General features: G+C 40.5%; 25 protein-coding genes. 23 read left to right on the forward strand and 2 right to left on the reverse strand.

What is annotated here, in order from left to right:
- Window positions 1-241: 241 nt before the first annotated feature.
- From cdaA to CDZ94_RS14740, 13 genes are all read left to right on the forward strand, one after another.
- On the forward strand, window positions 242-1060 hold the full coding sequence (cdaA, locus tag CDZ94_RS14680; RefSeq protein WP_096438272.1) for a diadenylate cyclase CdaA: 819 nt from the start codon (window positions 242-244) through the stop codon (window positions 1058-1060).
- Window positions 1053-2417: a CdaR family protein gene (locus CDZ94_RS14685; RefSeq protein WP_096438274.1), complete on the forward strand. Its 1365-nt coding sequence runs from the start codon at window positions 1053-1055 to the stop codon at window positions 2415-2417. The genes cdaA and CDZ94_RS14685 overlap by 8 nt, the downstream gene beginning before the upstream one ends.
- A gap of 29 nt (window positions 2418-2446) precedes the next feature.
- Window positions 2447-3808: a phosphoglucosamine mutase gene (gene glmM, locus CDZ94_RS14690; RefSeq protein ID WP_096438276.1), complete on the forward strand. Its 1362-nt coding sequence runs from the start codon at window positions 2447-2449 to the stop codon at window positions 3806-3808.
- Window positions 3809-4671: 863 nt separating this feature from the next.
- On the forward strand, window positions 4672-6474 hold the full coding sequence (gene glmS, locus CDZ94_RS14695; RefSeq protein WP_096438278.1) for a glutamine--fructose-6-phosphate transaminase (isomerizing): 1803 nt from the start codon (window positions 4672-4674) through the stop codon (window positions 6472-6474).
- Window positions 6475-7004: 530 nt separating this feature from the next.
- Window positions 7005-7142: a hypothetical protein gene (locus CDZ94_RS14700; RefSeq protein ID WP_232735665.1), complete on the forward strand. Its 138-nt coding sequence runs from the start codon at window positions 7005-7007 to the stop codon at window positions 7140-7142.
- An 83-nt stretch (window positions 7143-7225) separates the two neighbouring features.
- Window positions 7226-7546 (forward strand): hypothetical protein, encoded by a 321-nt coding sequence (locus tag CDZ94_RS14705; protein WP_096438280.1) that lies wholly within the window; start codon window positions 7226-7228, stop codon window positions 7544-7546.
- The gene (locus CDZ94_RS21990) at window positions 7510-7722 is read left to right on the forward strand and encodes a GNAT family N-acetyltransferase (protein WP_096438282.1); all 213 of its coding nucleotides are present in this window, start codon (window positions 7510-7512) and stop codon (window positions 7720-7722) included. The genes CDZ94_RS14705 and CDZ94_RS21990 overlap by 37 nt, the downstream gene beginning before the upstream one ends.
- 315 nt (window positions 7723-8037) lie before the next feature.
- The gene (locus tag CDZ94_RS14715; protein ID WP_096438284.1) at window positions 8038-8415 is read left to right on the forward strand and encodes a GntR family transcriptional regulator; all 378 of its coding nucleotides are present in this window, start codon (window positions 8038-8040) and stop codon (window positions 8413-8415) included.
- Entirely contained in the window at window positions 8415-9305 is an 891-nt protein-coding gene (locus CDZ94_RS14720; protein ID WP_096438286.1) for an ABC transporter ATP-binding protein, read from the forward strand. Before CDZ94_RS14715 ends, CDZ94_RS14720 begins: the two co-directional genes overlap by 1 nt.
- Window positions 9302-9910, forward strand: a complete 609-nt coding sequence (locus tag CDZ94_RS14725) for an ABC-2 transporter permease (protein ID WP_096438288.1) — start codon at window positions 9302-9304, stop codon at window positions 9908-9910. Before CDZ94_RS14720 ends, CDZ94_RS14725 begins: the two co-directional genes overlap by 4 nt.
- A 40-nt stretch (window positions 9911-9950) precedes the next feature.
- Window positions 9951-10829 carry a TraB/GumN family protein gene (locus CDZ94_RS14730; protein ID WP_096438290.1) on the forward strand — a complete coding sequence of 293 codons (879 nt, stop codon included), beginning with the start codon at window positions 9951-9953 and terminating at the stop codon, window positions 10827-10829.
- Window positions 10830-11076: 247 nt separating this feature from the next.
- Window positions 11077-12225, forward strand: coding sequence for an aminoglycoside phosphotransferase family protein (locus CDZ94_RS14735; protein ID WP_157911766.1), 1149 nt, complete (start codon window positions 11077-11079; stop codon window positions 12223-12225).
- A 536-nt stretch (window positions 12226-12761) separates the two neighbouring features.
- On the forward strand, window positions 12762-13595 hold the full coding sequence (locus tag CDZ94_RS14740; protein ID WP_096438294.1) for a class I SAM-dependent methyltransferase: 834 nt from the start codon (window positions 12762-12764) through the stop codon (window positions 13593-13595).
- 409 nt (window positions 13596-14004) lie between these two features.
- On the opposite strand, the gene CDZ94_RS14745 is transcribed toward CDZ94_RS14740, so the two are convergent.
- Window positions 14005-14199, reverse strand: a complete 195-nt coding sequence (locus tag CDZ94_RS14745; protein WP_096438296.1) for a hypothetical protein — start codon at window positions 14197-14199, stop codon at window positions 14005-14007.
- Between the two features lie 220 nt (window positions 14200-14419).
- On the opposite strand from CDZ94_RS14745, the gene CDZ94_RS14750 reads away from it, so the two are divergent.
- The 4 genes from CDZ94_RS14750 to CDZ94_RS14765 all read left to right on the forward strand — a co-directional run bounded on the left by CDZ94_RS14750 (window position 14420) and on the right by CDZ94_RS14765 (window position 17874).
- Window positions 14420-14935, forward strand: a complete 516-nt coding sequence (locus CDZ94_RS14750; protein ID WP_096438298.1) for a DUF2243 domain-containing protein — start codon at window positions 14420-14422, stop codon at window positions 14933-14935.
- Window positions 14925-15722 carry a cytochrome c oxidase assembly protein gene (locus CDZ94_RS14755; RefSeq protein WP_096438300.1) on the forward strand — a complete coding sequence of 266 codons (798 nt, stop codon included), beginning with the start codon at window positions 14925-14927 and terminating at the stop codon, window positions 15720-15722. Before CDZ94_RS14750 ends, CDZ94_RS14755 begins: the two co-directional genes overlap by 11 nt.
- A 501-nt stretch (window positions 15723-16223) precedes the next feature.
- Window positions 16224-17003 (forward strand): transcriptional regulator GlcR, encoded by a 780-nt coding sequence (locus tag CDZ94_RS14760; RefSeq protein ID WP_096438302.1) that lies wholly within the window; start codon window positions 16224-16226, stop codon window positions 17001-17003.
- Window position 17004: 1 nt separating this feature from the next.
- The gene (locus tag CDZ94_RS14765; protein ID WP_198520779.1) at window positions 17005-17874 is read left to right on the forward strand and encodes a Cof-type HAD-IIB family hydrolase; all 870 of its coding nucleotides are present in this window, start codon (window positions 17005-17007) and stop codon (window positions 17872-17874) included.
- Window positions 17875-18016: 142 nt separating this feature from the next.
- Here the strand turns inward: CDZ94_RS14765 and CDZ94_RS14770 are convergent, their stop codons facing one another.
- Window positions 18017-18775, reverse strand: coding sequence for a TrmB family transcriptional regulator (locus tag CDZ94_RS14770; RefSeq protein WP_096438304.1), 759 nt, complete (start codon window positions 18773-18775; stop codon window positions 18017-18019).
- Window positions 18776-18987: 212 nt separating this feature from the next.
- On the opposite strand from CDZ94_RS14770, the gene CDZ94_RS14775 reads away from it, so the two are divergent.
- The 6 genes from CDZ94_RS14775 (at window position 18988) to CDZ94_RS14800 (ending at window position 24891) form a co-directional block, all read left to right on the forward strand.
- A complete protein-coding gene (locus tag CDZ94_RS14775; protein WP_096438306.1) occupies window positions 18988-20295 on the forward strand; it encodes an amidohydrolase family protein in 1308 nt (435 codons plus the stop codon).
- Between the two features lie 228 nt (window positions 20296-20523).
- Window positions 20524-21147, forward strand: a complete 624-nt coding sequence (locus CDZ94_RS14780) for a TetR/AcrR family transcriptional regulator (protein WP_096438308.1) — start codon at window positions 20524-20526, stop codon at window positions 21145-21147.
- Window positions 21148-21162: 15 nt separating this feature from the next.
- Window positions 21163-21696 (forward strand): GNAT family N-acetyltransferase, encoded by a 534-nt coding sequence (locus tag CDZ94_RS14785; protein WP_096440884.1) that lies wholly within the window; start codon window positions 21163-21165, stop codon window positions 21694-21696.
- A 14-nt stretch (window positions 21697-21710) separates the two neighbouring features.
- Window positions 21711-22544 (forward strand): nucleotidyltransferase domain-containing protein, encoded by an 834-nt coding sequence (locus CDZ94_RS14790; RefSeq protein WP_096438310.1) that lies wholly within the window; start codon window positions 21711-21713, stop codon window positions 22542-22544.
- Window positions 22545-23044: 500 nt separating this feature from the next.
- On the forward strand, window positions 23045-24049 hold the full coding sequence (locus CDZ94_RS14795; RefSeq protein ID WP_425352541.1) for an ATP-binding cassette domain-containing protein: 1005 nt from the start codon (window positions 23045-23047) through the stop codon (window positions 24047-24049).
- The gene (locus CDZ94_RS14800; RefSeq protein WP_198546723.1) at window positions 24049-24891 is read left to right on the forward strand and encodes an ABC transporter permease; all 843 of its coding nucleotides are present in this window, start codon (window positions 24049-24051) and stop codon (window positions 24889-24891) included. Before CDZ94_RS14795 ends, CDZ94_RS14800 begins: the two co-directional genes overlap by 1 nt.
- Window positions 24892-24981 lie beyond the last annotated feature (90 nt).

Below are 24981 nucleotides of genomic sequence, written 5' to 3' on the forward strand. Positions count from 1 at the left end.
AATTTTTCTTGACATGTAACGAATAAGAAGATTGTGCCGTCTCAATATAGGGAAGACAAGGGGTTAAAAGGGGAATTAAGAAAAGAACGAGGCCGAATGTGAACGTTTTGTGATATAATTAGGAGGTTATTAGGATAATAAAAAAGGACAGATTTCAATAATTCCAAGGCACGTTCATTAATCTTATGACCTCCTTTTTGAACATATTATTATCGAGGAATTTTTGTCATGGAGGAAAGCCATGTTTGAAGATATACAAGTACTTCGTTTATTAGGAATAGTTATCGACATTGCCCTAGTGGCTTTTGTCATATATAAATTGATCATGGTAGTTCGGGGGACGAGGGCAGTTCAACTCGTAAAAGGGATTACTGTGATTTTGGCTGTCTGGTTTTTAAGCAGCTTTTTAGGACTACAAACGCTGCAATGGATTATGAATCAGGCTGTTACATATGGTTTGTTAGCGATTATTATTATCTTTCAGCCTGAGCTCCGTCGTGCGTTAGAGCAGTTGGGGCGCGGAAAGTTCTTTGCAAAAAGTTCAACTGCAGAAGAAGAAGAAGTGAAAAATACGATCAATCATATCGTAAAAGCGGCGAATTATATGGGGAAACGACGAATTGGGGCATTGATTTCTGTTGAACGGGAAACAGGGATGAATGACTATGTAGAAACGGGCATTTCGATTGAAGCCAAATTAACATCGGAACTTCTCATTAATATTTTTATTCCGAACACGCCTCTTCACGATGGAGCGGTCATCATTAAAGGAAATGAGATTATGGCAGCGGGTTGTTACTTACCTTTGTCAGAAAATCCGTTTATTTCAAAAGAATTAGGAACTCGCCACCGAGCTGCTCTTGGTGTGAGTGAAGTAACCGATTCACTTACATTGGCTGTCTCTGAAGAAACAGGCGGCATATCTTTAACGAAGAACGGTGAGTTGCACCGGAACTTGGATGAAGATGCGCTTAGAGACCTACTCATTAAAGAGATGTTAACAGAGGAGACTAACTCCACTTCATCACGCTGGCAATGGGGAGGGAAAAAGAATGGATAAATGGTTTAATAATAAATGGTTTATTCGCGGCATTTCCCTTTTAATTGCGATTATGCTTTATATGATGGTGAGTATGGATAATGTAGGGAACCAGCAAGCAGGGGGAATCCCTGGAATTACAAATGGCCACCGGGTTATTGAAGAAGTTGATTTAACCATTTATTATAATGAAGATGAACATGTGGTCACTGAAGCTCCAGAAACAGTTCAAGTGAATTTACGTGGACCTCAAAATGTTCTTACATTACTACAAGTAACCAGACCGCAGTATGAAGTTTTTATTGATCTTACGGATAAAGAACCCGGTGAGCATTATGAACGGGTGCAGTATTCAGGTTTTCCGAGTGACTTATCTGTCTCGATTGTACCGATGACAGTCCGAGTAGGTCTACAGGAAAAACAAACATCCTCATTCCCGATTGATATTGAATTAGAAAACGAAGGGGAGCTAGAAGAGGGTTACACGTTAGGAAACCCTTCTGTTGACCCTTCCAGTGTTGATGTTACAGCTGCTTCGGGATTAGTTGAGCAAGTTGCTTCAGCACAAGTTCTAGTCGATCTGTCAGGAAGAGATGGAACCTTTGAAGAAAGTGCGAGTGTCATCTTACTTGATGCGAGTGGAAATCCCTTGCCAATCACACCGGACCCTTCAGCAGTGGACGTAGAAGTACCGATTACCAGTCCGAATAAGGAGGTACCTGTTCGTATTGAACGGGAAGGGGATCCTCCGGAAGGATTTGCAATCTCTTCTGTAGAAGCGGACCCTTCCGACGTCACGATCTATGGACCTGTTTCAGTCATAAATGAGATCTCCTTTCTCGAAGGGATTGACGTCGATTTAAGCGAAATTACGGAGGATACGACATTAGAAGTGGACGTGCCAGTACCTGATGGCGTTGAACGTGTAGATCCGGAAACCATTTCTGTTGATATTGAAATTGAGGAAGAAGAGTCTCGTTCGTATAATAATGTTCCAATTGAGATTGTTGGCCTTGAAGACGGAAAAGAAGTTGAATTGGTTTCTCCAGGAGAAGCATTCTTTGACCTTGAAATAATGGGGACTGCGACTCTGTTAGAGCGGATTAGTCGTGAAGACATTGAAGCATTTGTTGATTTGGAAGGCGTAGAAGCTGGCGAATATGATCTGCCGATTACAGTAAACGGACCACAGCATCTACGCTTTACAAAAGGGATGAATGAAGTGAGCCTCATCGTGTATGATGATGAAGCAAGTGCACAAAACGCCAACGACGATGTAGAAATCGAAGACGACATCGAAACTGAAGACGATGAAGATACAGAAAACAGTGAAACAGAAATAGAAGAGGAACCGGAAGAAGAAGAGAATTCGTCATAACCTAGACGAAAAAACAAGGAGAGATTTACATGGGAAAGTTTTTCGGAACAGATGGAGTTAGAGGGGTAGCAAATACAGAACTTACACCAGAGTTAGCTTTTAAACTAGGGCGTTACGGCGGTTATGTACTAACGAGAGAAACAGAAAAGCCAAAAATTCTTATTGGGCGAGACACACGCGTTTCAGGCCATATGCTTGAAGGAGCACTCGTTGCAGGCCTACTATCCATCGGTGCTGAAGTGATGCGCATAGGCGTTATTTCAACACCAGGAGTGGCTTACTTAACAAAAGCATTGAGTGCTCAAGCCGGGGTGATGATTTCAGCTTCTCACAATCCAGTCGAAGATAACGGCATCAAGTTCTTTGGTCCTGATGGGTTCAAGCTCGTTGATAGCCAGGAGGAAGAAATCGAACAACTCCTTAATAGAGAAGATGGTATGGAAGATGAGCTTCCTCGTCCAGTAGGCGCTGATCTTGGACAAGTTAACGACTACTTTGAAGGTGGTCAAAAATACTTACAATTCTTAAAGCAGACGATTCACCAAGACTTTTCGGGCTTACATATTGCTCTTGACTGTGCTCACGGTGCAGCCTCGTCTCTGGCGGCGCACTTGTTTGCCGATCTTGAAGCAGAGAAAATCTCGACAATCGGCGCTTCACCAAATGGTATTAACATTAACGATGGCGTAGGTTCGACTCACCCAGAATCTCTCGTCGAATTAGTCAAGGAAAAAGGCGCTGACATCGGTCTTGCTTTCGATGGTGATGCAGATCGTTTGATTGCTGTGGATGAGAACGGACAAATTGTTGACGGCGACCAAATCATGTTTATTTGTGCCAAGTACATGAAAGAAAAAGGATTCTTAAAAGAGAACACCGTCGTTTCAACAGTAATGAGTAATCTTGGCTTCTACAAAGGACTTGAAAAGATCGGTGCTGAAACGAAGCAAACAGCGGTAGGTGACCGTTACGTCATGGAAGAAATGCGCAAAGGTGGCTACAACATCGGTGGCGAGCAGTCCGGTCATATTATTTTCTTGGATTATACGACTACAGGAGACGGCTTACTCAGTGCGATTCAGCTCGTCAATATTTTAAAAGCTACTGAAAAGCCACTATCTGAGCTTGCAGCAGAAATGAAAAAGTATCCACAAAAACTTGTAAACGTACGAGTTGCCGATAAGCATTCCCTTCACGACAGCGAAGTGATTGCACACGAAATTACCGCAGTAGAGGCGGAAATGAACGGGGAAGGGCGTATTCTTGTTCGTCCATCAGGCACAGAGCCCCTCGTTCGCGTCATGGCAGAAGCCCCGACAGTCGAACTTTGTGATCATTACGTACAAAAGATCGTCGATGTCGTAAAGCGTGAGCTAGGAGCATTGGAATAAGGGTGGAAAGTAATGCATGGATAGCACAGGTTACGCTGTCCATGCATATTTATTTAGTAACGCCAGCTTCTTATTGCAATGTGTGGCCTGAAGCGTTGCCCACGGAAAGCATCCTCCTGTAGCGGATTCGAGCGAAAATCTTATGTTATATAAAAAACTGTTGCTATTTTTTAAGCGTGACAGCCTTTTAACTACTGCGGATGATGGAAAAGGACGCAAATTTTTGCCTTCAACCCATCATTTTAGCTGAAAAACGCTCAAAAACAACAAACAGAGTAATTATTTGAGTAATATATCGACGCGAGCAGATGCTTTATCAACTGTTCAAGCATGATATCGGCGCAAACAGGCAATATATCAGCGGAAATTGGTCTTATATCGGCGGAAATCAGCATGATATCAGCGGAAATAGCTCGGATATCGGCGATTCGACAAATAACGCGCATCAATACCTAATTATCTTAGCTTCATGCGCCTTGCGCTTTTCTAATAATCAAAGGAGGTGGTGTGAGGGAGAGTCATGATTACAAAATTCATATTGACCGAATTTCCTGTTGTGTAGTATGATGAGCGAGTATTTAAAAACATAGAAGGGGGATAGAAGGAAAACGACATCTTTAAAAAGCGCCTGGGCTATTCAAACGAACGGAAATGAATTGAATAGTTGACGAGGAGGAGGTTTATCGAAGTTTCGGCGGATGCCTCCCGGTTGCACCATCACAACCGAAAAATCACAGCCTAAAACAAAGAGGCGACTCTTTGAACAAAAGCTGGGGTCATGATGACACTGCATTACGAAAATAGAGAGTGGGGCAAGAGTGCCCCGTGCATTTTCTTGCCCTACTAAGGGAGGAAATGTCATTATGTGTGGAATTGTCGGATATATCGGAACAGAGGATGCAAAAGAGATCTTACTACGAGGTCTAGAAAAGCTTGAATATAGAGGGTACGACTCTGCAGGAATTGCAGTCATAAACGACGGCGGTGTCAGCCTTTTTAAAGAAAAAGGTCGTATTGCTACGTTGCGTGACTCCGTAGACGAAAACGAGCAAGGAACAGCCGGAATCGGTCACACTCGCTGGGCAACTCACGGCGCACCAAGTCAAGTTAACGCTCACCCTCATCAAAGCAACAACGACCGCTATACGATTGTGCATAACGGAGTCATCGAAAACTACTCCCAATTGCGTAAAGAACACCTTCAAAACGTGGAGCTTACAAGTGATACAGATACGGAAATTATCGTACAGCTTGTTGAGCACTTCGCTAAAGAGGGGAAGTCAACAGAAGCAGCGTTCCGCAAGACGCTTAGTCTGTTAAAAGGTTCTTATGCAACCGCGCTTTTAGACAATGAAGATCCGGATACAATCTATGTGGGGAAAAATAAAAGTCCACTGCTTGTCGGTCTTGCAGACGGTGTGAACGTCGTCGCAAGTGACGCAATGGCGATGCTACAAGTAACCAATGAATTCGTTGAGCTCATGGACGAAGAAGTCGTCATCGTTAAACGAGACAAGGTAACGATTAAAACACTTGATGGTTTAGAAGTTTCCCGCGACTCTTATATCGCTGAACTTGATGCAAGTGATATTGAAAAAGGAACGTATCCGCACTACATGCTCAAGGAAATAGATGAGCAGCCTTACGTAATCCGAAATATCATTACAAAATATAAAGATGACAACGACACGATTAAACTTGATGAAGACATTCGAGAAGCGGTGCTTGATGCAGATCGAATTTATGTCATCGCTGCAGGCACAAGCTACCACGCTGGTTTAGTCGGAAAACAACTGATTGAAAAAATCGCCAACAAGCCTGTTGAAACGCATATTGCTAGTGAGTTTCTTTACAACATGCCACTGTTAAGCGAAAAACCACTCTTTATTTTTATTTCACAAAGTGGCGAAACTGCGGACAGCCGCGGCGTCCTTGTGAATATAAAGGAATTGGGCCATAAATCCCTTACGATTACAAATGTACCTGGCTCCACCTTATCCCGTGAAGCTGACTACACGCTGCACACGTACGCTGGACCAGAAATTGCCGTAGCCTCAACAAAAGCATACACAGCTCAAATGGCAGTTCTTGCGATTTTAGCTGTAGACACAGCTCATGCCGGGGGCGTTGAAATGGAATTCGATCCCCTTCAGGAGCTTGCGATTGTTGCGAATGCAATGGAAACATTAACTGACCAAAAAGAATCACTCGAGCAAGTCGCACGCGAATACTTGAGTGTCACACGCAACTGCTTCTTCATTGGTCGCGCGATGGATTATCATGTCTGCCTTGAAGGCGCACTAAAGCTAAAAGAAATCTCCTACATTCAAGCGGAAGGCTTTGCTGGAGGAGAACTGAAGCACGGTACCATTGCCCTGATTGAAGAAGGCACACCCGTGATCGGCTTAGCCACCCAAGAGCACGTCAACTTAAGCATTCGCGGCAATATGAAAGAAGTCGTCTCTCGCGGCGCTTACCCATGCCTTATAAGCATGGAAGGATTCGAAGACGAAGGAGACGCAATCGTCATCCCGCGCGTTCATGAATACCTGACTCCGCTTGTGAGCGTCCTGCCATTACAGCTGATCTCTTACTATGCAGCGTTGCACCGTGGGTGTGATGTTGATAAGCCTCGTAATCTCGCGAAGAGTGTTACGGTGGAGTAGTAGTTGTTAATGGATGTTGTGAATGTGTAAGTAATTGTTCAACCGTTCATAAAAAAATTGCACTGTTTTACCCCTTTGGATATCATTGTCAAAGGGGTGTTTTTCTGGCGAAAGAAAAAGTGATCAAACTTTATTATAAAAATTGCACACACCATTCACAAGAATAGAATCCGTTTTGATCAATCTTTTTTCAAAATTGATTCTATTTGTTTGTTGTAAAAAGAGGGTTTGAGCAACACTTTTAATCAACCTTTATTTCAAAGCTACAATAAAATCCACCATGGTCGTGAGATATTACGAGAACGATATTGCTTAAAGTTTAACCGCTTATAAGAAGATGCACCGTATTGCCCTTTGGATATACTTTAATTGAAAGGTTTCCTGTTGTAAAAGATATAAAGATATAAGGTTATACAGCAATCGGGCCAGATTGTTGCACAACGGGTGATTCATAGAAGGGGGCGATGTTATGGGGTTTTTGATATTTACTTTTACTTTTGATAGGTATTATTCTTGTTATTGTGAGTGTTATGAAAAAAGGTGTGTCTGCAGCAGTTAAAGCAGTTATTTTGTTATTTGTTATTGGTGTTCTATTCGTTGTTGTATCATTAGTTTTATTGATGCCTGGTAGCTCTGATATTATTGCAGAGCTTTTAAAATTAGAGTAAGTGGAGATACGTAATTTTAAAGCAAACGGGCGCTTTTAATTAATAAAAAGGAGCTTTTTAAAATAAAGGAAGGAGGAGTGAACTTGGCAGATTATAAGATTAGATCAGAAAAGGAACAAGATATTGATTTTCTATGGGAGATGCTTTATCAAGCAATTTATGTTCCAGAAGGAGATGCGCGACCTTCACGGGAGATCTTAAACCAACCTGATATACTAAAATATTTATGCAATTGGGGAAGACAAGGAGATATAGCCTATATCGCGACGGATTTAAGTGATAACCCCGTTGGAGCAATATGGACACGTTTATTTGATGAAGCAAATAAAACATATGGATATATGATAAAAACACTCCAGTACTTAGCATGGCTGTTCTACCAAAACATAGAGGTCAAGGGATAGGAACTCTACTTCTTAATGAAATGATAAGGAAAGCTAAGGATTCTGGTTTCATTTCATTATCATTTAGTGTTGATCCCAACAATCCTGCTCTTCGTTTGTATGAAAGGTGTGGGTTTGTGAAAGTCGGTATAGATGGAACATCGTGGGATATGATGGCAACATTAGATAAAAAATAAACTATCGAATGACTTCAACAAGATATCATTTTAATTGTATAGGAATTTTAAAAGCATTAGGCTTATTCCAGAATACGATCAAGGCGCGATTGTTGAAAGAGCGCATACCTGTCTACCGTTTAAGGCTAGTCACAGGAATAAGAATTCTGGACTAACGAATTTCCTTTGATGAGGGCAGCTTTTTTTAAATTTGAATAATATGCATTGTTGATACACTGAGATCCAGTGTATTTTTTTATTGACACATAAAAGGGTTCAATGTATATTATATACATACACACTATATACAAAGATCTCATTGAAATGAGGATGTCTATGAGAATTTTAATTTCTAACCAGTCCAAAGAACCAATCTATGAGCAGATTAAGAACCAAATCAAAGAGAAAATCTTAAATGATGAATTGACGGAAGGGGACGCTCTTCCGTCTATGCGCAAACTCGCTAAAGATTTACGCATCAGCTTAATTACGACGAAACGTGCTTATGTTGAATTAGAAAATGAAGGCTTCATTACGTCGTTCGTTGGGAAGGGGTCGTTCGTAGCCAGTCAAAATATGGAATTACTTCGTGAAAAGCGATTAAACCAGATTGAAGAGCAGCTGGCACAAGTCATTGAAGACAGTAAGCGGGCGAGTTTGAGTCTTGGCGAACTAAAAGAGCTTTTGGAAATGTTATATGAGGAGGACAAATAATGGAAAATACAATTAAACTTGAAAATGTATCGAAGCAATATAAGCAGTTTTCTTTGAACAATATTTCTTTTCCGGTTAAGAAGGGGTTTGTAACGGGATTTATTGGCCCAAATGGAGCGGGTAAAACGAGTACGATTAAAATGATTATGAATCTCATTCATATGGATTCGGGTAGGATTGAGCTGTTTGGATTGGACCATAAAGAGAATGAACGTGCTGTAAAAGAACGTATCGGGTTCGTTTACGCGGAAAATCATTTTTACGATCACCTTACGATCGACAAAATGAAAAAAATCGTTGCAGCTTTTTATATGGACTGGGATGATGCGCTATTTTATGAAATAGCCCGTCAGTTCGACTTGCCGCTTAAGCGTAAGATTAAACAGCTTTCCAGCGGTATGAAAATGAAATTCTCGTTAGCGATTGCATTAGCTCATCACGCCGATCTCATTATTATGGATGAACCAACTTCCGGTTTGGATCCCATTTTTCGCAGCGAAATTTTAAATGTGTTTTCCGAGATTATGCAAGACGAAGAAAAAACAATCTTTTTCTCCACGCATATTACATCAGACCTTGAACAGATTGCCGATTACATTACATTCATTGATGAAGGGAACATTCTTTTTCATGAAACGAAGGATGATATTTTGGAACGCTTTGCCATTGTAAAAGGAGACACACAGCTACTTGATGCGGATACACGCAAGCATTTGATCGGTATTAGGGAGACGGATTTTGGTTTCGAGGCTTTAACAGCAAACCGTGCTGAAATAGCCAAAGTTTTTGGCCAAGAAGTTTTAGTAGAGCCGGCGAACTTGGAACAAATTATGGTCTTTACTGTTCGAGGTGAACAGCACAATTCAATTTCAAGGAGGGAGACCCTATGAAGGCATTATTATTAAAGGAATACTATTCAAACCAATCGACATATGCTGCAACATTTATTTTTTTCGCTGTTGCAGCGTGGGTCATTGGTGACGATCAAATACCTTCATTCGTATCGATATTGTTTGTAGGTGTCTATCTATTCTCAACTAGTTATGTTGATGATCAGAATAATAGCCACATACTGATCAATAGTCTACCCGTTAATCGCTGCTTGGTGGTCACATCTAAATATATAAGTGGACTTTTGGTCGGTATGCTGCTTTTGATATTAACAATCGTACCAAACATTCTTATCCCAGGCTATACACCGCTAACTGAAATCGCGCTGGCAGCTGCTGCTATTATGATGGTGATTGCATTTTACTATCCAATTTACATTATTTTCGGACATCGTTTCATGGGTTACGTTTTCTCTGCAGTACTCATCGGTTTATTGGTAATGGGACCGATTCTTTCAAAAACAAATGTTCTCGATACAATCGTTATTTTTATTCAACAGCAATCAACTGTAGCCCTGATGACCGGGGTGACTGCAGCGTCCATACTGATTTTGATTTTGTCTTGGATGATTTCAGTGCGCGTTTACGTTGCGAAACAGTTTTAAAGAAAAGAATATTAAGCTTAGAGCCAGGAGGAATACAAAAATGCGATATAAAGCTTTTATTTCGATGCTGCTATCCATCTTGCTGTTGGCTGCCTGCCAGAACAGTTCAGATGGCACTGGCGGCTTCCTATGGGAAGTGGAAGAAGGGGATACGAACGTTTATTTACAAGGCACCATTCATCTCGGGGAAGAAGATTTTTATCCGTTGCAATCAAATACCGAGGAAGCCTATGAAGAAGCAGACGTTGTGTTACCGGAGATTAACACAAATGATATCGATACGGATGACATGCAATCGCACGTTATGGATCTGGCCACATATGACGGGACAATGACATTGGAAGATCACTTGCCTGCTGATTTATATGCTGAGGTAGAAGGAACGCTCGAGTCACTCGGTTTTGAGGCTGAAATGTTTGACAACTTCCAGCCATGGTATATCGAAATGCTACTGCTGCAATTGGCGATTGAACAAACGGATTATGATGCTCAACATAGCGTCGATCAGTACTTCCTTGATCGTGCTGAAGAGGATGGCAAAGAGATTGTTGAACTGGAAAGTTATGAGGATCAGATGGAAATGTTAGCTGGCTTTTCGGATGATACGCAAATTGAGTTGCTTGAAGCTGCTGTATCGGAATGGGAGAACATGGACGCAGAATTGGAACATCTCGTTAGCATTTGGAGAGATGGAGATGTCGATGCGATGGCTGAGCCGACGGATGACTATCCAGATGAATATATGAAAGAACTCAACGATGTCCGTAATTTCGATATGGCTGAGCAGATCGAGGACATATTGGAAAATGACTCCGGTCAAACGTATTTTGTGTTCGTGGGTACGTTGCACATGACTGAAGAACCGAGCATTGTGTCCATTCTGGAGGATGAAGGTTTGGATGTGAACTATGTTGATTAGAAAGGGGGGAGCTCGATCAGATAATTGCCCAGAAAACATTTGAACAAAAAACCAGCAATATCATGAGTGATGAACAAGTCTTAAGCAATACGATCGGGCGCGTTTGAGGAAGATCATGGCCAGAAAATGATCAATCTTTTTTATAAAAATTGCATAGTGTTTTACAAGGAATTAACTCGTTTTGATCAATCTATTTTCAAAAAGGGTTAATTTTATTTAACGTGAAATATAAGTTTGTGAGGTATCTTTGATCAAACTTTATTCCAAAGCAACAGAATGTGTAAGTAATTGTTCAACCGTTCATAAAAAATTGCACTGTTTTACCCCTTTGGATATCATTGTCAAAGGGGTGTTTTTGTGGGGAAAAAACCTAAAGTTGATAAATGGATTAAAGAAGCTCAGGGAATTGGTTCTAATACGTTTTAAGATAAGAAAGGAAAGAAAGATGACGGATAAACAAAATGAACTTGTTTCAAAATTTGTTCAGCAAAAAGCGAAAAGCTTGGGTTATGAGGGTGAAAAATGGTTATATCATTTAAAGGATACGATTTATGACTTGGAACAAAGATGGGGCATACGTATAGAAAAAACACTTGAAGGTGGATCGGAAGCTTTTGTGGCCGAAGTTTCAGCTCATGATGGAGGTAACGCTATTCTTAAGTTAGTGATGCCTCAAATGGAAGGCAACTCAGTGCTTGAACAAGAAGTTGAGGCTTTACGTATTGTAAACGGGGATGGGTATGTACGGCTAATTAATGAAGATATGAATCAAAGAGCTTTATTATTGGAACGTTTGGGCAAACCTTTACATCAATTAGGGTATTCTACTAAAGAAGAAATAAAAATTATCTGTTCGACGCTAAAGCAGTCATGGAAACCTATACAACAATCCCATCATTTACAGTCGATTCATGATCTTATTGAATGGTTTACAAATTTTATTCCAGCACTCTGGAAAGATCTTGGAAAGCCATGTTCAAAGGAACTTATCGACCAATCGCTCACCTTTTTAGAATCACGATTAACCAATATAGACTTAAAAAAAGCTGTTTTGGTTCATGGTGATGCTCACAGTGGAAATATTCTTCAAAACCCAACAGAGCCTCAACCTTTATTTAAACTGATTGATCCTGATGGTTTGATAGCTGAACCATCCTATGACCTAGGTATCCTCATGCGCGAGTGGCTCGATGATTTAATAGAAGATCCGTTAGAAAATGGTAAAATACGCTGTTCCTTGCTCGGACAATTAACTGGTGAAGACACACAAGGTATATGGGAATGGGGTTACATTCAGTCAATCTCTACGGGTTTATTTTTAATCAAAATTGGTGAGGAACCATTTGGTTATAAAATGCTTAAGGTAGCAGAAGCTTGGAAAGAGACTAGATTATAGTAGATTTACTTATTTATGAAAATTACTCGGTTGTTGAAGATTAATGCTACAAAATGAAAAATTTAGATAAAAATTGAACAATACTTCACAAAGAAGGAATCCATTTTGATCAACCTTTTTTCAAAATGGATTCTTTCTATTTGCAGCAATATGTGGATTTGCGATCTATTTTTGATCAAACTTTATTGCAAACGACAGCATGTATAACTTACAATAAAGTCGTTTACAGGATAATAAAGTTGTTAAAAAGGGGTTAAACTAGTAGTTACTTCGCAGTTTATTGTCTGTTATGTTAACAAAAACACTAAAAGGATAGGTGAAGAAGTTCGGCATAGCAGAAGTTTGATTTTCGTGAACTTTGTTATGACTGGAAAAGAGTAAAAAAATCAAATTGAAGCAAACTGAAAATAAGCATTTTTATGTGTTTATTTGGTATGCCCATTTGATTTTTTACTCTACGGACTTAGTCTCTTTTTGAACCGCAGAGTAAAGCTCTGCGGTTTTTTGTGTTTTAAAAATTTTAGGAGGAAGTTTTTATGAATAATTTATTAAACCATTTGCACGTACCTTCACGATTTGAGCAAGCAGATAATGCTTTTTGGCAGGATCCTTATATTTCCAAACGATTATTAGAAGCTCATTTAAGCTCTGATACTGAAGGAGCTAGTAGGAGTTTTGCATTTATTGATAAATCTATTGATTTCATTCAACAAGTTGCCCCCAAAAAATCTTATCAAAAAGTATTAGATTTAGGTTGTGGTCCTGGTCTTTATAGTGAGCGATTAGCCAAAAAAGGTTATACGGTAAAAGGCATAGACTTCTCTGAAAACTCAATTCGTTATGCTAAAGAACAAGCAAAAAAACTAGATTTTGATATTGAATATCGCCATGAGAATTATATGGAATTAAATGATTCAAATATCTATGACTTGGCTCTATTGATATATTGCGATTATGGTGCTCTTGCGACTGACGATCGCAGTAAATTACTTTTCAACATTTGGAACAGTTTGAAGAATGGAGGACAGTTGTTATTAGATGTTTTCTCGCAAAAAATATTTGATCAGTTCAAGGAAGAACAATATTGGAGTTTTAATGAAAATGGTGGTTTCTGGTCAAAGGATTCCTATGTATCTATCGGTAGAAATCTTAAATATCCTGATAGAGTAACATTAGAGCAAACAACGGTGGTTACCGATGATAAAATAGAAACTTACAACATTTGGCATCAATTCTTCACAAAAGAATTATTCATCAAAGAGGTAACTGCTGTAGGGTTTACTGTAAAAGAAATATACGATGATGTTTCTGGTGAAACTGGTAATGGAGGAGATAAAACTATCGCGTTATTGTTAGAAAAACAAGGGTAAATTGAACAAAGAGAAAGAAAAATGTGTTATCACTTTTTTCAAATAGCAATATATTCTCTTTTATGCGGATTACAAACCGTTGCTGGTCCTTGGCAAACTAGTCAATTTCAAGCTTGAAGGTAGATTGATCAAAAATCACGAGACGCCTGCGGGAAAGCGAGAGCTGAAGATCCATCGGGGCGATCTCCCCCGATTAGCTGAAGCCTTGCCCGCGGCAAGCGAGTGTATTTTTATTCAATCAACGCTCATGTAAACATCAAATAAAAAGGATGGCCCTCACCAACGGTGAGGGCCATCCTTTTTAGCTGGGCTTTGTTCCCATCTTAAGCTCCATTGATTTCTCTTTTTAAATCAATGTTTGTAGAACGTTAGTGCAAGGATAAATAAAGGCAGTGTCGTATATCTTTTCTCAAGTTTCTTCTTCAAAGTGTTGATCGATGATCTCTATTGCTAATCTAACAAGTTCATCATGATCTATAGAATCTTCTTCAACTAACACACACGCTGGTATAAGTGAATCCACGAATGTAATCATCACTTCTTCAGGTAAATAACTGTGAAAGAAATACACGGCGATTCGACGTTCAACCTCTACAGGAATCATTTTGATACCGCCAATCCATGTCGTTCTTTAGAGGAGAGCTACTTTCACGCCGCTCACCAAGGTGCTTGCGCTTTCACCCTGTTTTAAGATTCTTCATGGATTGTAGGGTCTTTTGACACTTTACTAAGTGCTTGCGAGTTGAATAGAGGTTATTTATTTAGGCTAGAATGGGGGGATGATGGACTAAAAATGGAAAGCAAAAATGCATAAGGGGCACTGTATGAAAACGGAAACCAATCAATACAAGCAAAGTTCCAATGATACTAATCGCTATGTATACTCGACTCGCAATTTATGGTCGGGCATTTTGTTTGGACTTGGTCTAATCGCCTTTTTCGATGAGGTGGTTTTTCATCAACTGCTGCGTTGGCATCATTTTTATGACAAGTCGACGACCGATATCGGTCTGATTTCAGATGGGTTGTTTCATGCTTTTAGCTGGTTTGCAACCATCGGAGGGTTGTTTATGTTTGCCGATCTTCGGAGACGAAATGCATTATGGCTGACTAGGTGGTGGGGCGGCGTCCTCCTTGGAGCGGGTGTATTCCAACTTTATGATGGTATCATTCAACACAAGTTTATGCGCATACATCAGATTCGTTACGTAGATAATGTCATAATCTATGACTTAGTATGGAATATCACTGCTATTGCCATGGTTATCGTCGGTATTATCCTTATTAATCGTACGCGAAACAAACACCAACCAGGCGGAGCTGTTTCGGATGAATCATGATAAACATATTCACCATGTCATTGGAGTGGTACCACAACTAACCTTAGTCCTCCCCTTTGTAATTGGGTTAGCTATTTATATCCTTGCGGTAGTCATTTCCAATCGGCGACTCAAAAAATGGCCAGTCTACCGCACGGCATTTTGGGTTACTGGAATTTTCTGCGCTGCTTTTGCAGTTGCTGGTCCCTTAGCGGACCGTGCGCATGTAGATTTCTCGGCGCATATGCTTGGACATTTGCTTCTTGGCATGCTTGCTCCACTACTTATGGTGTTAGCCGCCCCTTTGACACTTATTCTGCGCACACTCAATGTCACGCTGGCACGTCGTCTTTCTCGTTTGCTTAAAAGTTGGCCATTTCGTGTTGTAAGTGATCCGATTGTGGCGTCCTTGTTCAACGTTGGAGGCTTGTGGATCCTTTATACAACTGACTTATATTCAGCAATGCATCAAAATATCATTCTTCATGTATTTATTCACTTACACGTATTTTTAGCGGGTTATGTTTTCACTATATCGATGATTTATATAGATCCGACACCACATAGATCTAGCTACGTCTATCGTTCGATTGTGCTGGTATTTGCTTTAGCTGGTCATGGTATTTTATCAAAGTACCTATATGCTTACCCACCTGCCGGCGTACCTGCGTCACAAGCAGAAATAGGCGGTATGCTCATGTACTATGGTGGAGATGCCATAGATATTGTTATTATCTTCATTCTTTGCTTTCAATGGTTTAAAGCGACCCGCCCCCGAACATCAAAGGTGGCGACTGAACATTTATAAAAGCAAGGATGGTAGGGATGTAAATCACCGCCATGATGATCATTACAATCCTCAATGTGGTCTATCGCGTTGTTGTGTACGTGTATTAAGGTTTTACGACCTTCGAGTTTGATAGAATGCGCCTCTTGGGGTATGGCCGATGTATTGATTAGTGACCCTTCTTCGTATCTCGAGCATTAACCACATTCTTCTCAATTTAATCAAACGTTTGTTTAACAAGTCGAAAAAACGCGCAGGAGCAATAAACAACCCGAAACTCATCTTAGTGGTGCCTGACCCCCGCCGCATTAATGCTGTACAGCGGTGGGGGTCAGGCACCATAAGTTAACCATTGACTACTTAATATTACTTATATATAATTAAAAAAAAGCAAAAATGGTGTACGATTACTTATAAGTACTTAATAATGCGTGTTCAAAAAGGGGGGGGAATAGCCACCGGAGAGATTCAATAGCTATTTTACCGAGCTTTTTGAGCATCACTAAAAGTTGGTGTTGGTTCTTGTATCAAGAAGAGAGACTTGTATCTATTTTAGAATTCCTAAAAGAAAATAATCGGATCTCTGTCGATCAAATCGGCGCGCTCTTTGATGTTTCAAGAGATACAGCAAGAAGAGACCTTGTCAGGCTTGAGGAAGAAAACGCCATTGTGCGGACACGCGGTGGGGCAATTCTTCCGTCGGTTCATGATGAAATAAAAACGTATTCTAATCGATTAAAAACGGTATCGGAAGAAAAAAAGGTTATCGGAAAAATGGCGGCCTCCTTAATTTACTCTAGTGACAGAGTAATATTGGATGCGTCAACAACGGTTCAATCATGTGCGGAACAGATTGAAAACATAGATTGTACTGTGATCACGAACTCGATTAACCAAGCGGAGGTATTATCTTTCAAACCGGAAGTCAATATCCAACTCTTAGGTGGAGCGCTGCAAAAAGAGCACCGCTTTCTTTATGGGTCTTCTGTGGTGGAAAAACTTTCAGAATACCATGTCGATAAAGCGTTTATCGGAGTTGTAGGTATATCTGAAAAAGGACTGACTATCGCCCATGAGGAAGACGGGGTGGTGAAGCGAAAAATGATCCAACAGGCTAATCAGGTCATTGTTTTAGCGGATCATACAAAGCTAGGAAATACTGATTTTTTCAGGTTTGCTAATCTCACTGATATTGATCTGCTAATTACCGATAAAACACCTCCAATTGCATTCAGAGAATTGTTGACTAAATCCAACGTGGAACTTTTAACCGCCGATCAAGAAACTGGGGGAGAGGACTAAGATGATAAAAATGATCGCGATCGATTTAGATGGCACATTGCTAAATGAAGAAAACCAAGTAAGTAAAGAGAATTTGGAAGCGATCAAGTATGCTCAGACACATGGAATTGAAGTTGTTATTGCTACTGGACGTGCTCATTTTGATGTTCAAGAAATTTTCAAACATACAAATATAAAACCGTGGATCATTGCAGCTAATGGGGCAACGATCTATCAGCCGAATGGTGAACGATTTCACGCACAATCAATCAATAAACAGGTGGCCCTCGATATTTTGAGTTGGCTTGAGGAAGAAGCTTTTTATTATGAAGTGTTCAGCGACCATGCAATCGTGACTCCGCAGAATGGTAGGGAGCTTTTAACAATCGAGATGGACAGGGCAGCGAGCGCCAATCCGGAATTAAGCGTTAATGAGCTGAAACGTGCGCTTGAGAAGCAATACAGTCAATTCGGATTTTCCTTTATCGAGTCCTATACAGACCTACTCGATACAGATATGGGGTTTTATAATATTCTAGCCTTCTCGTTTGATGAAGCGAAACTCAGTAAAGGTTGGGCAAAATTTGAGGGTACTCAGGATTTGACTATAGTGAAGTCTGCTAAACATAATTTCGAACTAGAGCACAAAAACGCTTCAAAGGGAATTGCCTTAAATATCCTAGCTAATAAGTTAAAGGTAAATATAGATGAAACAGCTGCTGTAGGTGATAGCTTCAATGACTTATCTATGTTAAAAATAGCAGGAAAAAGTGCAGCAATGGGCAATGCTCAGCAAGAGATTAAAGACTGCTGTCATGAAGTTACCCTCTCCAACAAAGAGAACGGAGTGGCTCACTTTATTTATTCGTTAACAAAGGAAGTCAAGAAGTAATGAACCATGATACTTAACCTCTTATTGGCGTAACGCAATTGCGGTTGTGGCGTAACAATAAGGGTTTGAGTTATAAGGTGCCTGACCCCCACTGCTTTACCACATCACCGCGCCGGGGGTCAGGCACCAGACTGGCACCAGACTAATATCGTAATTTCAATAGGATGCTTCTTATTTCTGGGTCGTCCATTAATAGGTGGTGATGTTTTTCACTTATTTTCGTTAGTGCGACGTCATGATAGAAGAATTCTGTAAACACCTTTACAAATGGGTTGGACATGGTTTTCATTGCTTGCCATGTGCGGTCTTCTACACCAGTAAAAATAACTTCTTGATCGTCAATGATCATCAGTTGAAATCGTTCTAATGCATGATGCTCTTCGGCAGGTGTGAGTGTATATACTTTTGCTAAGTTTGTCTTTAACCCTCCTACTACAAGAACTTCTACATCAATACCCTCGGTTTCTTTTTCTTCTAATAGTGTCAGGTATTCTTTGAGATTATTGTCCCAGGCTGATATTCGAATAGATTTTTTAGCTTGTTGCATGAGTTGTTTACTCTGTGTTCGAATCGATGTTTCATCTTTTAAACTCCACACGCGGTCGTCGGAATAGGATTTTTTAGCGGTATTTATTTTTAATTGTTCTATGTTGTGTTGAAATTCGGTGGTTAGTTTTTCAATAGCAAGAGGTAATGGTAATGCTGTATAAACCTTTTTCTTTTCTGAAACCGAGTCCATGATCATTCCTTTTTCAGTTAAACGTGATAAAACCTCATATATTTTAGCCTTTGGGACGCCAGAATATTTAACAATTGTAGTGGTGGTCATAGGTTCCTCACTTGAAGCAAGGACTTCGTATACTTTACTTTCATATTGTGAAAAACCGAATTTTTGTAACATAGTTCCTCCTGTTTGAATCTAATCTTTTCTTTATAAGTGCGACATCCTCTTTAAGCATAAATATCAGTAGAGAGTTTCACAAGTCCTATTGTTCGCTATAAGGATAAAATGAATCCTTATTGTCAATTGACAAACAATAAGGATTGACTGTAATCTATTGAATAGTTACTAACGTAGTGGTAACCTATTTTATCGTTGTGGGAGGTAATTGTGTGAAGATCGCTTATGTTAACGGTACTTTTTTTACAATAAGTGAAGAGAATGACGTATTTGAAGACGGAATGATGATTGTTGACGGTAAAGTCATCTCATATATTGGCTCTCATTGTAGTGAGCAGCTTGGTCAAGTCGATAAGGTTGTAGACCTTGATGGGAAATGGGTCATGCCTGGTTTAGTGAATACTCACTCCCATGTTGTTATGACCATTTTGCGTGGTATTGGGGACGACATGCTGTTGAAGCCGTGGCTGGAAACGAAAATTTGGCCGCTGGAGCAGCAATTTACAACGGAAATGGCATCAACGAGTTCACTTCTCGGTATTCTTGAAATGCTGAAATCCGGCACGACAACGTTCTCTGATATGTTTAATCCAAATGGTATTGATAGCGATGAAGTGATAAATGCAATTGGCAAAACAGGGATTAGAGGAGCATTTTCACATACCGTTTTCAGTTTTGGCACGAAAGAAGAGCAACGTGCGAATCTTACGGAAGCTGAACGCTTTGCAAAGACATATAAGTCATTTGCTGACGGTCGTTTAACAACGATGGTGGCACCTCATAGTCCTTATACGTGTTCACGAGAGGCACTTGAAGAAAGCGCGCGAATTGCCAAAGAAAGTGATGTTATGGCCCATATTCATGTGTCAGAAACAGACGGTGAAATTGCGGAAATTGAAAAACGCTATGGATTACGTCCGGTTGAACATATTCGCCGCGCCGGGCTTTTTGATCAGCCGACGGTGATGGCGCATGGAGTCGTACTGAACGATGAAGAGCGGCAATTGCTACACGAGCTTGATGTCCGCGTCGCTCATAATCCAATCAGTAATCTTAAGCTCGGCTCTGGTGTGGCTGATGTAGCTAGTCTTTTGGATGCAGGTGTTAAAGTAGGAATCGCTACGGATGGCGTTGCTTCAAATAATAATTTTGATATGTTTGAAGAAATGCGCCTCGCTGCCTTGCTACAAAAAGGTATGTACAAAGACACGACGAAGCTTCCAGCCGAAACCGTTCTTGCTCTTGCTACAAGGATCGGTGCTGAAGTGATTGGAATGGCGCACACTGGTTCTCTTGAAGTAAACAAGCATGCTGATTTTATTACGATTAACCCTTACGATAAACCACAATTACAGCCATTAAACGAAGCCTTTTCACATCTTCTTTATGCTGCAAGTGGGCGAGATGTTAGTGACGTATATGTTGATGGGAAGCAGGTTGTAAATGACAGCCAGTCTCTCACCATCGATCAGGAAAAAGTAATAGCTGACGTCAATCGGTTGCATGCTAAATTAAAATAAAGAAACTTACCGTGTTCGTAAAAACCTCTTAGGCTGCTATTTAGCCTGGGAGGTTTTTTGATAGGACAAGCATTCATTTGCCGCCTAACGTTCAAAAAACAACTAGCAACAATCCTTAAAAAGAGCCTTCTATAAGTAAATCTTGAAAACGACACCAGTGTCGTTTATAATGATGAAGTGAATAAAGTGACACTAGTGTATATTTTGTAAACTGAAGGGGATTGAAGCATGTCGCCAAAAGTAAGTGAATCATACAAATGGGAGAAAAGAAAAGAAATCCTGCAAGCTGCCAGGCAAGTGTTTATTAAAGAGGGATTTACCGATGCAACGATGCAAGACATTATCGATAAAGCTAGAATATCGCGAGGTGCTCTGTACGCTTATTTCGATAATATAGAGCATGTTTTTATTGAAGTCCTTCAATTTGATGACCAAGAAGAACTTCTGTTGTTTGAACAGAATGGTGATACATTTTCGTGGCCACATATTAAAAAATGGGTACTAGATCAGCAAATTAAGATTGAAGCTACTCATCAAACGCTCGTTCTTGCCAAGGCGGAATTTTTTCTTTCATCAAAGTATGTGAAGAATAAAGATCGTTTTCCATATATTACAGAACGCTATGAGCGTATAGTTGAAGCAACAAAAGTGGTTATTGAAAAAGGAGTTGAACGAGGAGAATTCAAGTCTCGTCAATCTCCAGAATCAATTGCCGGTTTTCTAATTTCGTTTCTTGATGGTCTCATGTTGAACACATTCCAGTTAGGACCAGATAGGACAAACGTCAGTGACCAGCTATCAGCGATCCTTTTTTCATTAGAAGCGATGCTTTGTCCGGTCGAAGAAAAATAAACGATAGGAGTGTTTATCTTGTTTGAATCTTCGAGAATTGTTTTTAGAAAAATGACAGTAGAAGATACAGAACTATATCATACGTGGAGAAATGACATGGAGGTGATGCGTTCAACTAGTCCTTCATTAGATACTTATCATTTGGATTCGACAGTAGATTTTGTTCAACAAATCTTAGGTACAAACTCCTCTAAATGCTACATCATACAGGAGAAACACTTACAAACTCCTATCGGCATTACCTCATTAATTAATATTGACGATAAGAACCGTAATGCTGAATGTATTATTGATATTGGTGAGAAGGAGTATTGGGGAAAGGGGTATGGCACAGAGGCTATGAAGTTACTTCTTGATTTTGCTTTTCTAGAACTGAACATGCATCGAGTGTCATTAAGCGTTTTTTCCTTTAATAAAAATGCGATTCATTTGTATGAAAAGATAGGGTTTAGCAACGAGGGTAAATCACGCCAAAGCCTGTTTCGAGAGGGAAAATGGCATGATACTATTCATATGGGATTGCTTCAGAATGAATATATAAAGCAGTAGGAGATGAGACTTTCGTGACTGTGCAAAAGATAATAAATGACGTAAAGAATGAATTTCAAGGCGTACCTGGCATTATAGGTGTCGTTTTAGGTGGTTCGAGAGCGAGAGGCACACATCGTCCGACTTCTGATATCGATATTGGGATTTATTACGATGAATCCAAGGGGTTTGACGTAAGAGAAGTTGGCAAGCTAGCTATGAAGCTAGATGACGATCATAGAGAGAAGATCGTTACGTCTTTAGGCGAATGGGGTTCCTGGATTAATGGGGGTGGATGGCTTGTCGTTGATGGCTACCATGTTGATCTCATTTTCCGCGATGTAAACAGAGTGACACAGGTAATTGAGGACTGTTTAGTCGGGTCTGTTTCAACGAACTATCATGCTGGTCACCCGCATGCCTACTTGAATGTGATGTATATGGGGGAAATTTCGATTTGTCACATTTTAGTTGACCCGACAAATAGAATTACTGAATTAAAAGCAAAGACGATGCCATATCCACATGCATTGAAAGGCGCCATAACCAGTTACTTTATGTTTGAAGCGTCTTTTTCTATGATGTTTGCTAATGATAACGTTGATAAAGATGATGTCTCCTATGTTTCCGGGCATTGCTTCCGAACCGTTTCCTGTTTAAATCAAGTATTATTTGCTAAAAACGAAGAATACTGCATTAATGAAAAGAAGGCAGTTGCGATGGTTAACGGTTTTAACATCAAACCACATAGCTACAAGGAAAGGGTAGATAATGTCTTCGCAAAGCTGTCTACCGACCCAACCAGTACAAGAGAGGGAGTAGCGATACTTCAAGAGCTTGTCACGGAAATAGAACATTTATTAAATTGATAAACCTGCTTTGACGAATAAAAAAGATAAACCAATAGAAAGCATCGTTTCTACTCAAACGGTGCTTTCTATTGGTTTTTTATCCACCTTTAGATGGAGTCAAATTCAGACCGTAGTCTGTTAATCATTGGTGGAGCGGGGAGTATAATCAATCTATAAGCTAATAAAGGAGGAACGGAAGAAAATGTTTGTTTAACGACTAAAGCGTTTCTTTTGAGAGATTTTTCGGGAAGATTACTGAATCTACGTAGGTTTTCGACTTGTTAAACAAACGTTTGTTTAAGTTGAGAGAATTGTAGTTAATGCTCGAGTTAAGGTTGTTTTCTACCAGTAGTGTCCCTTCCAAAGCACTCGGTTACCAAATAAAACCCCCCATTATGCCACTTAACTTAACCTAATCGAACAGTGCCATTCTACAAGCTGCCAATAAAATGATATATTTCCCATCCATATGTAATATGCTGGAATGTAAAACGTGAGAGCAATGATTTTTTGAAAGGGTGAAAAAAGTGAAGAATTCCAATAACAATGAAACTAATTCTGACCTTGCCATTGAAGCAACTGGACTCGTCAAGACGTTTGGTGAAAATAGAGCGGTCGATGGTGTAGATCTGGTTGTACAAAAAGGTACGGTTTATGGTTTTTTAGGACCTAATGGTGCAGGTAAAACGACGACGATTCGGATGCTTGCTACGTTGCTTCAACCCGATGAAGGAGGAGCACAGATCCTTGGGTATGACCTTGTAGAAGAGGCAGACGAGGTTCGAAGCAAAGTCAGTCTAACAGGACAATTTGCCTCGGTTGATGAAGATCTTTCAGGTCTTGAGAACCTCATATTGATTGCCCGCCTTCTAGGTTACTCACGAAAGCAGGCAAAGGAAAGGGCGTACGAATTACTTAAGGCATTTGGTCTGGAAGACGCAGCAAAGCGGCAGGTGAAAAAATATTCTGGGGGTATGAGGCGGAGAATCGATATTGCTGCGAGTATCGTTGTCACTCCAGATTTGTTATTTCTAGATGAACCCACGACAGGGCTCGATCCACGCAGTCGTAATCAAGTTTGGGAGATTGTTCGAGCACTTGTCAGTACGGGTACGACCGTTTTGTTAACAACGCAATACCTAGATGAAGCAGACCAGCTGGCTGATCGGATTGCCGTGATTGATCAAGGGAAGATCATTGCGGAAGGGACGAGTGGTGAGCTTAAAGCATCTGTGGGATCGGGAGCGCTACATGTTCGGTTGCTTCACCCTGAAGTTCGACCACAAGCAGAACAATTACTAGCTGAGAAATTAGCGACTTCCATTCAGCTCTCATCGGATCCAGCTGCGCTTTCTGCTCAGATCTCGGACACCGAGCGTGTCGCCTATGCTCTCAGAGAATTGTCTCGGGCCAACATTACTGTTACTGATTTTTCATTAGGGCAGCCAAGTCTTGATGAGGTGTTCCTTAGTTTGACCGGACGACCAGCTGATGATGATGACACGACTGAGGAGGTAAGATGATGACTACATCTTCTAAAACGCGAAATAAGATTGAGATAGATGAAACGTTGCAAGCAGCGCTTTCAAATCGCAAACGTCCTTCTAAACCGAATGCATTGACCAACTCACTTACATTCGGCTGGAGAGCATTCCTGAAGATTAGATATGTTCCTGAGCAATTGTTCGATGTCACTGTGTTTCCGATCATGTTCTTATTAATGTTTACCTATCTGTTTGGAGGTGCAATTGCTGGGTCAACGGGCGATTATTTGCAGTTTCTTCTGCCGGGCATTCTCGGCATGACAGTGGTGACGATCACGATGTATACCGGGATGGAGCTGAACAACGACATTACCAAGGGGGTATTTGACCGTTTCCGTTCATTACCAATCTGGCGGCCATCTGTTCTCGTCGGTGCTTTGCTCGTGGATGCGGTTCGTTACACGATGGCGTCTGCAATTATGATCACGCTAGGTCTGGTGCTCGGTTTTCGACCAGAAGGAGGCGTACTAGGAGTGGTGGCAGCGGTGGCTTTGCTAGTCGTATTCTCGTTTAGCCTGTCATGGATATGGACCACTCTCGGATTGATTTTGAGAACGGAAAAATCACTAATGGGCGTCAGTATGATGGTTTTGTTCCCGTTAACCTTTGTTAGTAACGTTTTCGTAGATCCAGAGACACTACCTTCTTGGTTGCAATCATTTGTGGAAGTAAACCCAGTTTCGCTTTTGGTGACGGCAGTGCGCGGTTTGATGCACGGTACGGTGACGTTTGACCAGGTTGGGTGGGTGCTCTTAGCATCCGTAGTGATAACGGCCATTTTCGCTCCATTAACTATGTATTTGTATCGGAATAAAAAATAAATCGACTAAGCGGGGTGTAAAACCTAGATTTAAATGTTATAAGTGCTAGCCTTGTTTAAAAAAAGGGTGTTTCAATTGGTGGACAAAAAA

The sequence above is a fragment of the Alteribacter populi genome, from assembly GCF_002352765.1.
Classification (GTDB): domain Bacteria; phylum Bacillota; class Bacilli; order Bacillales; family Salisediminibacteriaceae; genus Alteribacter; species Alteribacter populi.